The sequence below is a fragment of the Acinetobacter sp. D009 genome, assembly GCF_038562025.1.
In the GTDB taxonomy this organism is placed as follows: Bacteria; Pseudomonadota; Gammaproteobacteria; order Pseudomonadales; family Moraxellaceae; genus Acinetobacter; species Acinetobacter pittii.
The window spans coordinates 2079816-2095009 of sequence record NZ_CP151886.1 but is presented as its reverse complement, the minus strand read 5'-3'; the positions used below and the strand labels follow the sequence as shown (position 1 = coordinate 2095009).

Here is a 15194-nt window from a genome sequence, read left to right as displayed (position 1 = left end):
AATAAGGACGATCCAATGCGTAATGTAATTACCGTAGAAAAAGAATTTAATGCACCTCTTACTGATTTATTTAATTTGCTCTCTAAGCATTCAACTTACAATACTGCTTTTGCACCTTTACAAGTTGTGCGTGTTAAAGACTCCGCAGATTCTAAAAGACCTGATGGTTTAGGCTCAATTCGACGTATGGGATTTGGTCCAATTAAGCCACTTAAAGAAGAAATTACATTGTTGGAAGAAAATAAAAGTATTGAGTATAAATTAATAGACAATCCTTTGATTAAACACCATTTAGGCAGAATCGAGTTTTCTGAGATCACACCATACATTACTTTAGTTACATACCGCATCGAGTTAACGGCAAAAGCGCCAGTGGTCAGTAAATTAATCCTTGCACAGCTAAAACTAGCCATTACACTAGGCTTTTCGAGATTAGCTAAAGCATTTGCTTCTTAGTGAGAGTTCAATGACAGTTCAAATTATTACTATTGATGGTCCGAGTGGTTCGGGTAAAGGAACATTGGCCGCAAAACTTGCAGCACATTATCAATATCATTTACTTGATTCGGGTGCCTTATATCGTTTATTGGGGTTGTCATTACATAAACACGATTTATTAGAGAAATTAGACAGTCAGCTTGATGAGTGTATCCAATATGCACGTCAACTGGACATTAAATTTGAAACGTCTACCTCAGGGATTTTGGTCTTTTTGGATGGAGAAGATGTATCTCAAACAATCCGTACAGAGCGTGTTGGTGAGTACGCTTCAAAAGTTGCAGTGGTTCCAGAGCTTAGACAGGCACTATTTGAAAGACAAAGAGCTTTTGCGCAAAGTCCTGGTTTAGTTGCAGATGGCCGTGATATGGCAACATCTATCTTCCCAGAAGCCAATGCCAAAATTTATCTGACAGCTTCGGCAGAGTCACGCGCTGAGCGAAGAGTAAAACAGTTGCAGGGTATGGGGCTAGATGCTAAAATAAACGACATTTTAGCTAATATACAGGCACGAGACAAAAGAGATATGGAGCGAGAAGTTGCTCCGCTCAAGCCAGCCAAAGATGCTTATATCATTGATAGTTCGGAATTAACGATCGATCAGGTATTTAAGTTAATGGTTGATTATGTCGATAGCCGTACTATTTAGTAAATAGAATTATCAGTTGAAGCATAGCTTGATCAGTCTATAAAGACTATGTTGATACTTAACTAAACCGGCCTTGTCTGATCCAAGACCGCTGAATTTATCAGGTATATCATGACCGAATCTTTTGCAGCCCTCTTTGAAGAAAGTGAATTAAACCTCAACGTTGAAAAGGGTGCAGTCATCCAAGGTGTTGTTGTAAACATCGATAGCGACTGGGTAACTGTTGACACTGGCCTAAAGTCTGAAGGCATTGTTGACCGTGCTGAATTTTTAAATGAACAACGTGAACTTGAAGTTCAGGTTGGTGATACTGTTGACGTAGTTGTTGAAGCTCTTGACAACGGTATGGGTCAAACAGTTTTATCACGTGAAAAAGCTAAGCGTGCTGAAACTTGGACTAAACTTGAAAAAATCTTTGAAGATGGCGAAATCGTTACTGGTGTTATCTCTGGTAAAGTTAAAGGCGGTTTCACTGTTGACATCGGTCCTGTTCGTGCATTCTTACCAGGTTCATTAGTTGACACTCGTCCTATCCGTGACACTACTCACCTTGAAGGTAAAGAGTTAGAGTTCAAAGTAATCAAACTTGATGCTAAACGTAATAACGTTGTTGTATCTCGTCGTGCTGTTATGGAAGCTGAATCTTCTGCTGACCGTGAAGCATTACTTGCTCAACTTGAAGAAGGTCAAACAGTTACAGGTACAATCAAAAACCTTACTGATTACGGTGCATTCGTTGATCTTGGCGGTATTGATGGTCTTCTACATATCACAGATATGGCTTGGAAGCGTATCAAGCACCCTTCAGAAGTTGTTGAAGTTGGTCAAGAAGTTACTGTTAAAGTACTTAAATTTGATCGTGAACGTAACCGCGTATCTTTAGGCCTTAAACAATTAGGCGAAGATCCATGGTTAGCGATCATGAGCCGTTACCCTAAAGGTTCTATCGTTAAAGCTCGCGTAACTAACTTAACTGACTACGGTTGTTTCGCTGAAATCGCTGAAGGCGTTGAAGGTTTAGTTCACGTTTCTGAAATGGACCACACTAACAAAAACATCCACCCATCTAAAGTTGTTCAGATTGGTGATGAAGTTGATGTTATGGTTCTTGAAGTTGATGAAGAACGTCGTCGTATCAGCCTTGGTATCAAACAAACTCGTGCTAACCCATGGGAAGAGTTTGCTAAAGCTCATGAGAAAGGCGAAAAAGTATCTGGTACTATCAAGTCTATCACTGACTTTGGTATCTTCATTGGCTTGAACGGCGGTATCGACGGTTTAGTACACTTGTCTGATATTTCTTGGAACGAGCAAGGTGAAGAAGCTATTCGTCGTTACAAGAAAGGTGACACTGTTGAAGCTGTTATCTTGTCAGTAGACGCTGAAGGTAACCGTATCAGCCTTGGTATCAAGCAATTGAACAGCGATCCGTTCAATGACTTCTTAGCTGCTAACGAACGTGGTGCTTTAGTTAAAGGTACTGTAACTGCAGTTGATGCTCGTGGTGCAACTGTTAAGTTGGCTGACGAAGTTGAAGCAACTCTTAAAGCTTCTGAAATCAACCGTGACCGCGTAGAAGATGCGACTAAATTCTTAGAAGTTGGTCAAGAAGTTGAAGCGAAGATCATCAACGTTGATCGTAAATCTCGCTCTATCAACTTGTCTATCAAAGCGAAAGACGAAGCTGAAGAGAAAGAAGCAGTTGCTAGCTTGCGTACTGCAACTACAAGTCAAGACAATGGTCCTAAGACTATTGGTGACTTGATCAAAGCACAAATGAAGTAATAAGTTAACAAAGTACAGTTTCATGTAACGGAATTGTACTTTTTATACAAATTACTGTAAACGGTAGCCTAGTATTCAACATACTGCGCTACCGTTTTGTATTTAAACAGGTTATTATCGAACGACATAGAGTAGCAATAAATAACGAGGTCGTAGATGACTACTGAAGCTCTTAATAAGTCTGATTTGATTGAACGCATTGCGCTAAAAAACCCACACTTAGCTGAACCTTTGGTGGAAGAGGCGGTTAAAATTATGATTGATCAAATGATAGAAGCCCTATCAACTGATAATCGAATTGAAATCCGTGGTTTTGGTAGCTTTGCTTTACACCACCGTGATCCAAGAGTTGGTCGTAATCCTAAAACAGGAAAATCAGTTGAAGTTGCAGCTAAAGCTGTTCCACATTTTAAACCCGGAAAAGCCCTTCGTGACGCAGTAAACGAATCTGGGAAATAAATAAAATTTATAAGTCGGGGTGCCTATGCGTTATATTTTAATTGCATTGCTTATTGTTGTATTTGGCTATTCTTTAGCACTTGTTTTGCAAAATCCAACAGAGCTTTCTGTTGATTTGTTATTTACCCAAGTTCCAGCTATGCGTTTAGGCTTATTATTGCTACTCACATTAGTACTAGGAACTGTGGTTGGTCTTTTATTAGGTGTGCAAGTTTTCAGAGTATTCCAAAAAGGCTGGGAAATTAAACGCCTGCGTAAAGATATTGACCATTTAAGAAAAGAACAAATCCAAAGTGCTCAATTAGCAGCGGCTGAAGCAGCTGCAAATGTAAGACATGAAAAAACCGTTGTAGATATTTATCCTCAAGATAAAAATTCTACTCCGCTATAATCCCCGTACTACTCTTTATTAATGAGTAAAGAGTAGTATCTCTCTAAATTTTATCTCTTCTTTTATTCTTCTAAATATAAACGCTTTTGTTCTTATCGCTTTAATTTTGGAAAGCAGCTCTCTACATTCCTTTATTCCTTCATGAGTTGTCTATTATAATAACGCTGATTTTATATGATGGAAGAAAGTCTCTTGAGTATCATTGTTGCGTTAGATGCAAAAAGCCAATATGACGCTTTAAAAATTGTTGAACAGCTTGATCCTGCTTTATGCCGCGTAAAAGTAGGTAAAGAGCTTTTTACTCATGAAGGCCCATCTGTTGTAAAAAAACTGCAAGAACAAAATTTTGAAGTTTTTCTTGATCTTAAATTTCATGATATTCCAAACACTACAGCTCAAGCAGTATGTGCAGCGGCTGATTTAGGTGTATGGATGGTAAATGTTCACGCTTCAGGTGGCCGTAAAATGATGGAAACCTGTGTGGAGCGTTTAAAAGCAGGTAACTATCAAACCCAACTTATTGCTGTGACAGTACTCACATCAATGGGTCGTGAAGATTTAAAAGATATTGGTTTAGATGTTGAACCTGTAGAGCATGTAAAGCGCTTGGCTAATTTAACGAAAGAAAGTGGCTTGGATGGGGTGGTTTGTTCAGCTCAAGAAGCTAAGATTCTTCGTGAATTAATTGGGCAAGACTTCTCTTTAGTAACACCTGGTATTCGTCCAGAAGGTTCTAATGCAGACGACCAAAAACGTATTGTAACTCCAAAGCAAGCTATGCTTGATGGCTCTACGCATCTGGTAATTGGTCGACCAATTACTAAAGCAGAAAAGCCAACAGAAATGTTGAAGTCTATTCTTGCTTCGATTGCCTAAAAATTTAGGAATAAGCTAATTAATAACGGGGCGAGTAGGCTTAATAATAAGCCGCTCATCATGGCATGTGGTACATAATGTGTGCCACATGACTGTTTTACCATGGCTAAGGTAACATCCATTGAGGTTGCACCAGCACTTGAAATAGCAGGGCGTGGAAAACGCCAACCCATGGTATACATTAGAAAAATAGCAACAATTTCTCTAAATAAGTCGGTTAATAAGGCGATTCCACCCAACTCTGCCGAATGTAATTGCGTAAATAAAATCCCCGACATTGAATACCAGCCATAGCCTTGTGCTAAAGCTAAAGTTTCATTAAGTGTAAAATGCTTGTTGAGCAAATAGTAATTCAAAAGACCTGCTATACATGACCCTATAAAAGCAGCTAAGGGTACAATTAAAATTTTCCAGCTTAACCATGTGCGGTTAAAGTGGGTGAAGGCAAGTTCGATACCAATTAAAAAAATAAAAAGTAATAACAAGTACCAGCTATTAAATGCGATATGAGAGGTGACTTGAGTAACGATAGCGCCGAATAAAACACCGACACCTAGTGCAAGAAAAGCCTTCGCAATATTCTTTAAAGCATTTACAAAAAGTTGTAGGGAGATTTTGCCTTTAACACTTTGTTTATCAAAAATTGTATAAGCAAATAAACACGTAAAGAACGAACCAAAAGAAGTGGTAAGAGCAATGATAATAGCGGGTGGGAGTATGGCAGAAGGATTCTCGATTTGATCAAGTGCCAAGGTTAATTCAAAAGCTACACTAGCTAAAAGAATATAAGAAAAATAGGGCAGTATTTTAAATATAAAGTGTCGGATATTTAGAGATAGTTTGGGTGCTAGGAAATAACCGAAAGCCAGTGCTAAAAAAATTTGAATGATGAGATAAAAAGATTGCATATAATAGGTAGATTGTTATCAACCTACCTATTATGTCTTGAACATTTTAAGCTGCATAGCTCTGTGAGCTTTTATTTAAAAGTAAGTAGTCTTTGGGCTTAACTTTACGTGTTTCTAACCAATACTTCCATGTGTAAGTTGGCCATAGTGAAAAGTTTCTACCATCGGCAGATTGATACCAACTACTACAGCCACCAGCTTGCCATACGGTTCCTTGCAGCTGCTTTTGGACACGTTCGTTAAAAGCGTCTTGAATTTCAGGCTTGATCTCAATTGCTTTTTGACCAGACTCTTCTACTAACTGAATAAGCTGTAAAATGTAATTCACTTGAGATTCAATCATAAAAATAATCGAATTATGACCTAGAACTGTATTAGGGCCTACCAGTTGGAATAGGTTGGGAAAGTTTTTAGTCATAATGCCGTAATAGCTTTCAGCACCATCTTTCCATGCTTGTTTTAACTCGATTTGATTACGTCCGATACATGTGAAATGTTTTAAATAAATACGTGGGTCAGTAATAAAACCTGTACCGTAAATTAAACAATCAATAGGTCGTTCTCGACCATCTTTAGTAACAATACTGTTTTCTTTAATCTCTTGAATACTATCAGTTACTAGCTCAACATTTTTTCGGTTAAAGGTAGGGAAGTATTTATTGGAGATAAGAATACGTTTACATCCCATAACGAAGTCAGGTGTGAGTTTTTTTGCTAACTCTTTGTCTTTAACTTGAAAACGGATGAATGCTTCTGCCAATTTTTGGCCATACTTCATGATTTGAGGTTGAACAATGGGTACAACGCGAGATTCATTACTCCAGTAAAGACGACTACGATGAATCTGGCGATAAATATTAGAAGATTTGAATAATGCTTTACTTAAGCTTGAATATTTGCGCTCATCTCGTGGTATTACCCATGCAGCTGTTCTTTGAAATACATAGAGCTGTTTAACATCTTTGGCTATTTCAGGAATATATTGAATTGCGCTACCACCTGTACCAATAGATGCGACTGACTTTCCGTTTAAGTCATAGTCATGTTCCCATTTTGAGGAATGAAATACTTTTCCTTTAAATTTTTCAATTCCTTTGATAGGAGGAATTTGTGGGATGTGTAGGGGACCAGATGCAAAAACTACAAATTGAGCTTCTATAGAAGGTTGGTCCTTAAAATCTAGAGTCCAGACATGACGTGTTTCATCATATTGGACATGAGTTACGTCATGGTTAAATTTACAGTAATCCTTAATTTTATATTTCTGTGTAATGTCTTGAATATAATTAAAGATCTCTGGTCCCTCAGCATAGCGTTTTGTCCAATCTGTTTTTGGTGCAAAAGACAATGAATACATGTGAGATTGAACATCACATGCTGCACCTGGATAACGATTTTCTCGCCAAGTTCCACCGACATCATTTGATTTTTCTAAAATAACAAAGTCTTGCTGTTGATTTTGTAGTAAACGGATTGCCATTGCTAAGCCACCAAAGCCAGCACCAATAATAGCGATTTTAGTTTTTTGAATAGCATCTTGCTTTGCGTTTAGCATTGGAAACCCTGCATAAGCTGAAAAGAGGATTGCACGCAAGAGTAACGTTTTTTAATCAGTTTAAACATGATTGTATCGACGTGAAAATTGATAGATTCGGCAATTAATTTTCTTGCTTCTTTATAGTAAAACATTTCAGTCTAGGGAAATTGATAGAAGAATGAAACGGTCGATACTTGGTTTAATCTATTTAATTCAAGGAATGCGCAATGCTGGCATTGATGTCGACTCACGTTTGGCCGATATAGGTATTAAAGTCGATGCTCTAGACCCGAGTTCCACAATTCATGATCGTCTTGAATGGGACATTCAACAAATAATTAGTAAAAATGTAGAGCCTGAAAAGGGTTTATTTATTGGACAGCATTACGCTTTAGCGGGTTACGGCCCATTGCTTATGTTACTTGTTACAAGTAATGATATTCAAACTGCTTTAAATAAAGGTATAAAATATCAAAAGCTTACACATTTATTTGGTAGCTTAGCTTTATACGAAACTGATGAGCGGACCATTTTAAATTATTTGCCGGTTGATTTAAAAACGGAAATTGGTCAGTTACGGGCACAATGTGAAGTCTCTGGAACTTATAAGTTTATTCAAGATATTTATACGATGATGGGATTACAAATGCCTACGATGCGTATAGAACTTCCATTTGAAAAGCCTACTGATATGGATACTTTGTCATGCTATTTTGCATATTATGGCGAAGATGTGCATTTTAATGGTAAATATGCGGCATTTAGCCTAAGTAAGGATGTACTTGAAATCAAGATTCCTTCTGCTGATATCATTACACATCGTATTTATGAATCAAAATGTATTGCAGAAATAACAAGATTAAATCAACAAGATCATCAAACTCCACATATCATACAATGTGTGCAAGATTATCTTGAACTGCAACAAGGAATTATCCCGAGCATGGCGGAAACAGCTTTTGCATTGAAAATGCCTGAAAGGACATTGAGGCATCAACTGCAACAGCTAAATACGAGTTATAAGCAAATTCGTGAACAAATTATCAAGAATAAGGCATTGAAGCTTATGGAATATAGGGAATACTCAATAGAAGTTGTTGCCGAATTACTCGGCTATTCTGAACCGGCGGCATTTAATCATGCATTTAAACGATGGTTTGGACAGAGTCCTCGACAATATGCAAAAGAGTCATCGTCGTAACTCTTGATGCTAAAAGCTAATGTGGTTGAACAAAATGTTCGCTATACTCTCATCAGTTAAAATTGAAATAAAACGATATGTTAAATTTAAAATCTTCTCATAGTACTGCATTCACACCTTCTTCCCCAGCAGAACGCTATGCTGAGGCTTTAGCTTCAGGTCAATTTATGGCAGATGAAGCGCAAGCACAGGCAGTGCAAGAATTAGATCGCGTATGGAAAGAACTTTTAAACCGTTATAAAGCCTCAAAAAAAGCTTTCCGTCGTTTTCGTCGCCAAACTTCACCTAAAGGTGTATATATGTGGGGCGGAGTAGGCCGTGGTAAAACTTGGCTTATGGATCAATTTTACGAGTCTGTGCCATTTCGCCGTAAAACGCGTATGCATTTTCATCATTTCATGCAACATGTTCATAAAGAACTAAATAAGCTTTCAGGCCAGCGTAATCCGCTTGAAATCGTAGCTGACCAAATCTATAAAGATGCTGTCGTTATCTGTTTCGATGAGTTCTTTGTATCAAACGTAACAGATGCAATGATCTTAAGCGATTTATTCCAAAAATTGTTTGTTCGTGGTGTGACATTAATCGCAACATCAAACATTGCACCAGATGGCTTATATAAAAACGGTATTCACCGTGATCGTTTCTTGCCAACCATTGAAATGGTTAAAAAGAACTGTGCTGTTTTAAATGTAGATGCAGGTGTGGACTATCGTTTGCGTGTACTAAAACAAGCTCAATTATTCAAATCACCATTAACGAATGAAGCACAAAGCTGGATGGCTGAACGTTTTAGTGCTTTAACTCATACACAAGCTCATTCTCAAGAGCCGATTGTGATTAATAATCGTGTTGTCGAGACTTTGGGACATACAGAAGATGTGTTGTGGTGTGAGTTTTCTGAACTCTGCTTTAAACCACGTAGCCCAGCCGATTTTATTGAAATTGCGAATATTTATAATACGGTTCTAGTGAGTAATGTTCCTCATTTGACGGATTTCTTATCTGAAGGTACTCGTCGCTTTATTTATCTAGTCGATGAGTTTTACGATCGAGGTGTGAAATTACTTTTAACGTCCCAAGATAGTATTATTGATATCTATCAAGGTGAAAAATTAGCATTTGAAATTGAACGTACGCGCTCACGTTTGCTAGAAATGCAATCTGATGAATATTTACATTCTGAACATCGTCATATTGATGCTACAAAAACCTCTTAAGTAAAATAGATATGAAAAGCGCTCTAGATTGAGCGCTTTTTTATAACAAAAAATAGATAAATTTATTTAAATAGTGCTTTTTCACGCGGCAAAGTTTGATATAACTAAATACGCTTTAGAAAAACAAGATAGTGAAATTTTTTGTCTGTTAACAAAAAGTCTAGTTTCAGTATCTTTAAATATTGAATAAATTGATGGGAATCCTAGTTAGAATTTTAATATTTCCTATATAGAAAAATTTATCTTTGTCAATAGTTTTGCAAGGGAAAATGCTTACTATTTAGGAATGTGATATTAGTATTCAGCTTAATTTAAATCGGTATACTAGGATTCTCTTGGTATAAAAAGTAGCAACTTCAGGAAAGACAATGACTGCACGTATTCAAAAAGGCAAGTTAGCGATTGCTAAAGAACTTTACGATTTTATCGAAAATGAAGCTTTACCAGGTTCTGGTTTAGATAGTGAAACTTACTGGAAGAACTTTGAGCAAGTTGTTGTCGATCTTAGCCCAAAAAATAAAGCATTATTGGCTAAGCGTGATGAATTACAAGCAAAAATTGATGAATGGCACCGTAACAACAAATTTGAATTAGGTGCTTATAAAGCGTTCTTAACTGAAATTGGTTATTTATTACCAGAAGTTGAAGATTTTCAAATTACTACTGAAAACGTAGACGAAGAAATTGCGTTGTTGGCAGGACCACAGTTAGTTGTACCTGTACGTAATGCACGTTATTGCTTAAATGCAGCAAATGCCCGTTGGGGTTCTTTATATGATGCACTTTACGGCTTCGATGTAATTTCTGAAGAAGGTGGAGCTGAAAAGGGTAAAGGATATAATCCTGTTCGTGGTGCAAAAGTTATTGAGTTCGCTAAGAATTTCTTAAATGAAGTTTTCCCGCTTGCTCAAGGTTCACATGCAGATGCAACAAAATATGCAATTGAGCAAAATAAACTTGTTGTAACTTTGAAAGATGGTTCAAAAACAAGTTTAGCCCATGAAGCTCAGTTCGTTGGTTTCAACGGTGAAGAAGCAAATCCTTCAGAAGTTGTACTTTTAAGTAATGGTCTTCATGTCATTATCGAAATTGATCCAAATAGCCCAATTGGACAAACTGATTTAGCGGGTGTTAAAGATTTAACATTTGAAGCGGCAGTAACCACAATTCAAGATTTGGAAGACTCTGTTGCGGCTGTAGATGCAGAAGAAAAAGTTGAAGGTTACCGTAACTGGTTAGGTTTAATGAAGGGTACACTTCAAGAATCTATTGAAAAGAATGGTAAAACGATTGTTCGTGATCTAAATAAAGATCGCGAAATTAAAAACTTAATTGGTGGTACAACAAAACTTCATGGTCGTTCACTTATGTTACTTCGTAACGTAGGTCATTTAATGACTAACCCAGCTATTTTGGTAGACGGCGAAGAAATTTTTGAAGGTATTATGGATGCATTGGTAACTCCATTGTTATCAATTGCTGATATCCGTAGTACAAACGAAAATAAAAACTCTCGTAAAGGTTCTATGTATATTGTTAAGCCAAAAATGCATGGTCCTGAAGAAGTTGCGTTTGCTGTAGAGTTATTTGAACGTGCTGAACAGGCGATTGGATTACCACCTAAATCGTTAAAAATCGGTATTATGGATGAAGAGCGCCGTACATCTGTAAACTTGAAAAACTGTATTGCTGCTGCTAAAGACCGTACAATCTTTATTAATACTGGCTTTATGGACCGTACGGGTGACGAAATCCATACCTCTATGGAAGCTGCACCAGTTGTTCGTAAAGAAGCTGTTAAAACACAAAAATGGATTGCTGCTTACGAAAATCGAAACGTTGCAATCGGTTTGAAATGTGGTTTACAAGGTAAAGCACAGATTGGTAAAGGCATGTGGCCAAAACCAGATAGCATGAAAGATATGTTGGCAACTAAAGCTGCTCATCCAAATGCTGGTGCTTCATGTGCTTGGGTTCCATCTCCAACTGGTGCTGTTCTTCACGCGATGCATTACCATCAAGTAAATGTAAAAGCACGTCAAGATCAGTTAAAAGCTGAAGAAATGTTGTCATTAGATGACCTATTAACACCTCCATTTGCACCTGATACAAATTGGTCAGCGGAAGAGATTAACAATGAACTTGAAAATAACTGCCAAGGTATCTTAGGTTATGTTGTTCGTTGGGTTGACTTAGGTGTAGGTTGTTCGAAAGTTCCTGATATTAACAACGTGGGCTTAATGGAAGACCGTGCAACATTACGTATTTCTTCTCAACACGTTGCGAACTGGTTACGTCACGGTATTGTGACTCGTGAACAAGTTGAAGAAGTGCTTAAACGCATGGCAAAAATTGTTGATGAGCAAAATGCAAATGACCCATTGTATAAACCAATGGCAGCTAACTTTGAAACAAATATTGCTTTCCAAGCAGCTTCTGATCTTATCTTCAAAGGTTGTGAACAGCCTTCTGGTTACACTGAGCCGTTACTTCATGCTGCTCGTTTGAAGTTAAAAGGTTATACAGGTGATTAATTTCATCCTGTTTTGAAAAAAGCCTCTTCGGAGGCTTTTTTATTTTCGGTATATTTTGTGCTTATAGGAAGGGAATTTATAGCTAAAAGGTTTTGAATTTGATTAGTCTAAAAGATCTTGATCGTGAGAATTGGATTCTATGTGCAAAGTTGTCGTTGGATGAATCTCAAAAGGACTATGTTGCACCAAATGTATATTCTATTGCTGAGTCTAAAGTGGAAGAACATTACTGTCCACGAGTGATTTGTTCAAATCATAGAGTCATTGGATTCTTAATGTACTGTGTCGAAGTTGACCCACCTGATGAGACATTATTTTGGTTGTTTCGTTTTATGATTGGCAAAGATCATCAAGCCAAAGGTTATGGTACCAAGGCATTGCAAATGGCAATTGATGAAATAGCTGCAAAAGGAGCTAAGCGTATTCGAACAATGTATAAATCATCCAACTATGTGGCTGGAAACTTTATAAAAAAAAGGGTTTTCAAGAAACTGGAGAATATGATGAGTGTGGAGATATTATTTTAGAGTTGAATATTTAGTTTTAAAAAAAACGCTAACTGAGGATTCAAGTTAGCGCAGGAGTTAATAGAATTAAATAGATTGAAAAGCAATATTAGTTACTGCTCACAATTCCAATTTTAGTGACACCTAAACGCTGTGCTGTAGCCATGACCATCGCTACATTCTTATATTCAGCCATCTGGTCTGGTTTGAGTTTGATCTGGTCTTGATCTTTTTTAGCAACCACACCTTGAAATAAAGTCTCTAGTGCCTTTCGGTCAGAAACTTCTTGGTTATTCCAAAATACTTTGCCTGCTGCATCAATTCTTACATCAATCACTTCAGGTGGCTTTTCATTTGTTGGTGGCGGTGTGCCATTTGGCAAATTAATATTAATCGCGTTGTTTGGTGCAGGTATGGTAATAATAAACATAATAATGAGTACCAACATGACATCAATAAGAGGTGTCATGTTGACTTCTAACATCACATCGTCATCATTATTTGAACCGACATTCATACCCATAAAATTCTCCTTAAGTTAATTACGGGGAGGCTGGAGGGGTAGTAACAAAAGCAATTTTGCCAATACCAGCTTCTTTGGTCGTACTAATGACCTGATCTATCGCTTCAAAATGGGTAAGCTGATCACCCCGAATATGAACTTCTGGCTGAGGTCTTTTTTGTGCAACTGCTTGAAGTTTTGCCAGCAATATCTCTTTACTAGGCACATAACTTTCGTTCCAGAAAATATCGCCTTTCTTATTTACTGAGAGTTGAATATTTTCAGGCGTGGTTGCATAGGGAGTATTTTTTTCTTCTGGTAGTTTCACTGGAACCGTATGTGTGACTACCGGAATAGTAATAAGAAAAATAATAAGTAAAACCAACATGACATCAACCAAAGGTGTCGTGTTAATTGTGCCAATCATTTCATCATCATCTTCAGAACCAACACTCATACCCATAATGTTTGCTCCCGATTATTTAATACTGCGATTAACTGAATTATTGGTATTAATTTCTCCACTTAATAAAACCGCGTGTAAATCTGAACCAAATGAACGGACATTTTCCATAACTGCTTTATTACGGCGTGTAAGCCAGTTATAACCAAGTACAGCAGGTACTGCGACTGCAAGACCAATCGCTGTCATAATGAGAGCTTCACCAACAGGGCCTGCAACTTTATCGATAGATGCTTGACCTGAGATACCGATGGCTGTTAATGCGTGATAAATTCCCCAAACGGTACCAAAAAGACCAACAAATGGTGCAGTAGAGCCTACTGTTGCTAAAAAGGCTAAACCACCACCTAAATGATTTTGTATTTTCTCAATTGCGCGTTGAATTGAAATGCTCACCCATGTATTAAAATCGATTCGTTCAAGTAAAGAACCGCCATGTGATTTAGTTGAATTAATGCCTTTTTCTGCAATAAAGCGATAAGCGCTACTTTGTTCTAAACCTTCTGCAGCATCATCAAGGGAAGTCGCTTCCCAAAAGTGTTTTTCAGCTTCTTTGCCTTGGCGTTTGACTTTACCTTGCTGCAATAGTTTAGAGATGATGATGTACCAAGTACCAATCGACATGAGTACTAATATAAATAAGGTAGACTTAGCAACTAAATCACCTTCGCGCCAAAGGGCTTCTAGACCATAAGGATTTTTGACAGTTTCGCTTGTTGCGGGTTTCGGTGGTGGAGTTGGAATATTTGTACTTGACGTAGCTTCAGTAGTTGCTGTGGCCACAGGAGTATTGCTTGTTTCTTCTGCGAAAACTGAGCTTAATGGAAGTAACGAGCAAGCTGCGATTAGACTTGCAGAAGCGAAACGAACTAAAGGTTGAGTTGATTTTTTCATCATATATCTCCAATATTTTTTAATTTCTTGCTAATTCAATTGTTTATTCAATTACAAATGGATATTCAATTTCATACCAATCTTGCTGAGGTACACCATCTTTCATTGCTGGTTTGAACGTACATAAGCTGTAAGCTTTAGTTGCCGCTTTATCTAAAATTTTGCTGCCACTCGATTTTTTTACTTTGGCATCAATAACTTTGCCGGATGTATCAACCAAAACACGTATTCGCACTGTCCCTTGTTCTTCATTCATAAGTGCTTCTCGTGGATATTCTGGTTTTTCACAGCCAGCAGAACCCTCTGAAACACCACGACTTACACCAGCTGGTTTGGGGGCTGGCGCAGCAGCCACTGGAGCAGGTGCGGCAACGGGGCTTGGTGATGGGGTACTAGGTGCCGCAGGAGCTGGGGTAGCCGCTTTAGTCGGTTGAGCCACTGGTGTCGTTTTTTGTACCGGTGTTGCTACTTTCTCTACTTGTTTAGGCGGCTCAGGAACCTTGGCAACTTTTTCTACCATTTTTGGTGGCTCAGGCGGTTTTTCCTTTGGTTTCGGCTCTTCCGGCTTTGGTGGAGGAGGCGGCTTAATATCCTGAATAATTTGTAATTCCACAGGTTTTTCTGCTGGTTTTTGAATATTGTTTGCTAAACCTGACATCAGAATATAGACAACAAGAAGATGCAGAAAAATAACTGCAGCAATACCAATTAGGCGTTTGGCAGATTTATTTTCTATGTCTGTAAAAGTCATGCCCATAGTTACTCCTGAAA

The 15194-nt window shown here is 37.8% G+C and carries 15 protein-coding genes and 1 pseudogene; 10 read left to right on the top strand and 6 right to left on the bottom strand.

Translation table 11 applies throughout. The features are described from left to right. Positions 1-15: 15 nt before the first annotated feature. From AAC388_RS09925 to pyrF, 6 genes are all read left to right on the top strand, one after another. The gene (locus tag AAC388_RS09925) at positions 16-456 is read left to right on the top strand and encodes an SRPBCC family protein (protein ID WP_342370536.1); all 441 of its coding nucleotides are present in this window, start codon (positions 16-18) and stop codon (positions 454-456) included. 10 nt (positions 457-466) lie between these two features. Next, positions 467-1147, top strand: a complete 681-nt coding sequence (cmk, locus tag AAC388_RS09920; RefSeq protein ID WP_005069521.1) for a (d)CMP kinase — start codon at positions 467-469, stop codon at positions 1145-1147. Between the two features lie 111 nt (positions 1148-1258). Then, a complete protein-coding gene (gene rpsA / locus AAC388_RS09915) occupies positions 1259-2932 on the top strand; it encodes a 30S ribosomal protein S1 (RefSeq protein ID WP_002121348.1) in 1674 nt (557 codons plus the stop codon). A gap of 156 nt (positions 2933-3088) precedes the next feature. Further along, positions 3089-3391, top strand: a complete 303-nt coding sequence (locus AAC388_RS09910) for an integration host factor subunit beta (RefSeq protein WP_002121337.1) — start codon at positions 3089-3091, stop codon at positions 3389-3391. Between the two features lie 25 nt (positions 3392-3416). Further along, positions 3417-3782, top strand: coding sequence for a lipopolysaccharide assembly protein LapA domain-containing protein (locus tag AAC388_RS09905; RefSeq protein WP_002121360.1), 366 nt, complete (start codon positions 3417-3419; stop codon positions 3780-3782). Between the two features lie 177 nt (positions 3783-3959). Then, on the top strand, positions 3960-4658 hold the full coding sequence (gene pyrF / locus AAC388_RS09900; protein WP_025466022.1) for an orotidine-5'-phosphate decarboxylase: 699 nt from the start codon (positions 3960-3962) through the stop codon (positions 4656-4658). Here pyrF and AAC388_RS09895 read toward each other — a convergent pair. Together AAC388_RS09895 and AAC388_RS09890 are read right to left on the bottom strand one after the other, a co-directional pair. Then, positions 4655-5566, bottom strand: coding sequence for a lysine exporter LysO family protein (locus AAC388_RS09895; RefSeq protein WP_342370535.1), 912 nt, complete (start codon positions 5564-5566; stop codon positions 4655-4657). The genes pyrF and AAC388_RS09895 overlap by 4 nt on opposite strands. Before the next feature lie 46 nt (positions 5567-5612). Beyond that, positions 5613-7160 (bottom strand): NAD(P)/FAD-dependent oxidoreductase, encoded by a 1548-nt coding sequence (locus AAC388_RS09890; RefSeq protein ID WP_014206603.1) that lies wholly within the window; start codon positions 7158-7160, stop codon positions 5613-5615. Positions 7161-7281: 121 nt separating this feature from the next. Between AAC388_RS09890 and AAC388_RS09885 the strand changes: the two genes are divergently transcribed. The 4 genes and pseudogenes from AAC388_RS09885 (at position 7282) to AAC388_RS09870 (ending at position 12599) form a co-directional block, all read left to right on the top strand. Then, on the top strand, positions 7282-8304 hold the full coding sequence (locus AAC388_RS09885) for an AraC family transcriptional regulator (RefSeq protein WP_002117929.1): 1023 nt from the start codon (positions 7282-7284) through the stop codon (positions 8302-8304). 77 nt (positions 8305-8381) lie between these two features. Further along, positions 8382-9524: a cell division protein ZapE gene (gene zapE, locus AAC388_RS09880; protein WP_002117902.1), complete on the top strand. Its 1143-nt coding sequence runs from the start codon at positions 8382-8384 to the stop codon at positions 9522-9524. A gap of 368 nt (positions 9525-9892) precedes the next feature. Then, positions 9893-12058, top strand: a complete 2166-nt coding sequence (locus AAC388_RS09875) for a malate synthase G (RefSeq protein ID WP_342370534.1) — start codon at positions 9893-9895, stop codon at positions 12056-12058. 98 nt (positions 12059-12156) lie between these two features. Further along, positions 12157-12599: pseudogene (locus AAC388_RS09870) on the top strand (GNAT family N-acetyltransferase). A gap of 74 nt (positions 12600-12673) precedes the next feature. Here the strand turns inward: AAC388_RS09870 and AAC388_RS09865 are convergent. The 4 genes from AAC388_RS09865 to AAC388_RS09850 are packed head-to-tail and all read right to left on the bottom strand — an operon-like array spanning position 12674 to position 15180. Continuing rightward, positions 12674-13087, bottom strand: a complete 414-nt coding sequence (locus tag AAC388_RS09865) for a biopolymer transporter ExbD (RefSeq protein WP_068934594.1) — start codon at positions 13085-13087, stop codon at positions 12674-12676. Positions 13088-13106: 19 nt separating this feature from the next. Next, entirely contained in the window at positions 13107-13529 is a 423-nt protein-coding gene (locus tag AAC388_RS09860) for a biopolymer transporter ExbD (protein ID WP_002118000.1), read from the bottom strand. Positions 13530-13544: 15 nt separating this feature from the next. After that, the gene (locus tag AAC388_RS09855; RefSeq protein WP_206223047.1) at positions 13545-14426 is read right to left on the bottom strand and encodes a MotA/TolQ/ExbB proton channel family protein; all 882 of its coding nucleotides are present in this window, start codon (positions 14424-14426) and stop codon (positions 13545-13547) included. 40 nt (positions 14427-14466) lie between these two features. Beyond that, entirely contained in the window at positions 14467-15180 is a 714-nt protein-coding gene (locus AAC388_RS09850) for a TonB family protein (RefSeq protein WP_342370533.1), read from the bottom strand. Positions 15181-15194 lie beyond the last annotated feature (14 nt).

What these genes read in the sequence shown, in the direction of transcription:
- AAC388_RS09925 (WP_342370536.1), top strand. Translation starts at nt 16, where the DNA reads ATGCGTAATGTAATTACCGTAGAAAAAGAATTTAATGCACCTCTTACT.
- cmk (WP_005069521.1), top strand. Translation starts at nt 467, where the DNA reads ATGACAGTTCAAATTATTACTATTGATGGTCCGAGTGGTTCGGGTAAA.
- rpsA (WP_002121348.1), top strand. Translation starts at nt 1,259, where the DNA reads ATGACCGAATCTTTTGCAGCCCTCTTTGAAGAAAGTGAATTAAACCTC.
- AAC388_RS09910 (WP_002121337.1), top strand. Translation starts at nt 3,089, where the DNA reads ATGACTACTGAAGCTCTTAATAAGTCTGATTTGATTGAACGCATTGCG.
- AAC388_RS09905 (WP_002121360.1), top strand. Translation starts at nt 3,417, where the DNA reads ATGCGTTATATTTTAATTGCATTGCTTATTGTTGTATTTGGCTATTCT.
- pyrF (WP_025466022.1), top strand. Translation starts at nt 3,960, where the DNA reads ATGGAAGAAAGTCTCTTGAGTATCATTGTTGCGTTAGATGCAAAAAGC.
- AAC388_RS09895 (WP_342370535.1), bottom strand. Translation starts at nt 5,566, where the DNA reads ATGCAATCTTTTTATCTCATCATTCAAATTTTTTTAGCACTGGCTTTC.
- AAC388_RS09885 (WP_002117929.1), top strand. Translation starts at nt 7,282, where the DNA reads ATGAAACGGTCGATACTTGGTTTAATCTATTTAATTCAAGGAATGCGC.
- zapE (WP_002117902.1), top strand. Translation starts at nt 8,382, where the DNA reads ATGTTAAATTTAAAATCTTCTCATAGTACTGCATTCACACCTTCTTCC.
- AAC388_RS09875 (WP_342370534.1), top strand. Translation starts at nt 9,893, where the DNA reads ATGACTGCACGTATTCAAAAAGGCAAGTTAGCGATTGCTAAAGAACTT.
- AAC388_RS09865 (WP_068934594.1), bottom strand. Translation starts at nt 13,087, where the DNA reads ATGGGTATGAATGTCGGTTCAAATAATGATGACGATGTGATGTTAGAA.
- AAC388_RS09860 (WP_002118000.1), bottom strand. Translation starts at nt 13,529, where the DNA reads ATGGGTATGAGTGTTGGTTCTGAAGATGATGATGAAATGATTGGCACA.
- AAC388_RS09855 (WP_206223047.1), bottom strand. Translation starts at nt 14,426, where the DNA reads ATGATGAAAAAATCAACTCAACCTTTAGTTCGTTTCGCTTCTGCAAGT.
- AAC388_RS09850 (WP_342370533.1), bottom strand. Translation starts at nt 15,180, where the DNA reads ATGGGCATGACTTTTACAGACATAGAAAATAAATCTGCCAAACGCCTA.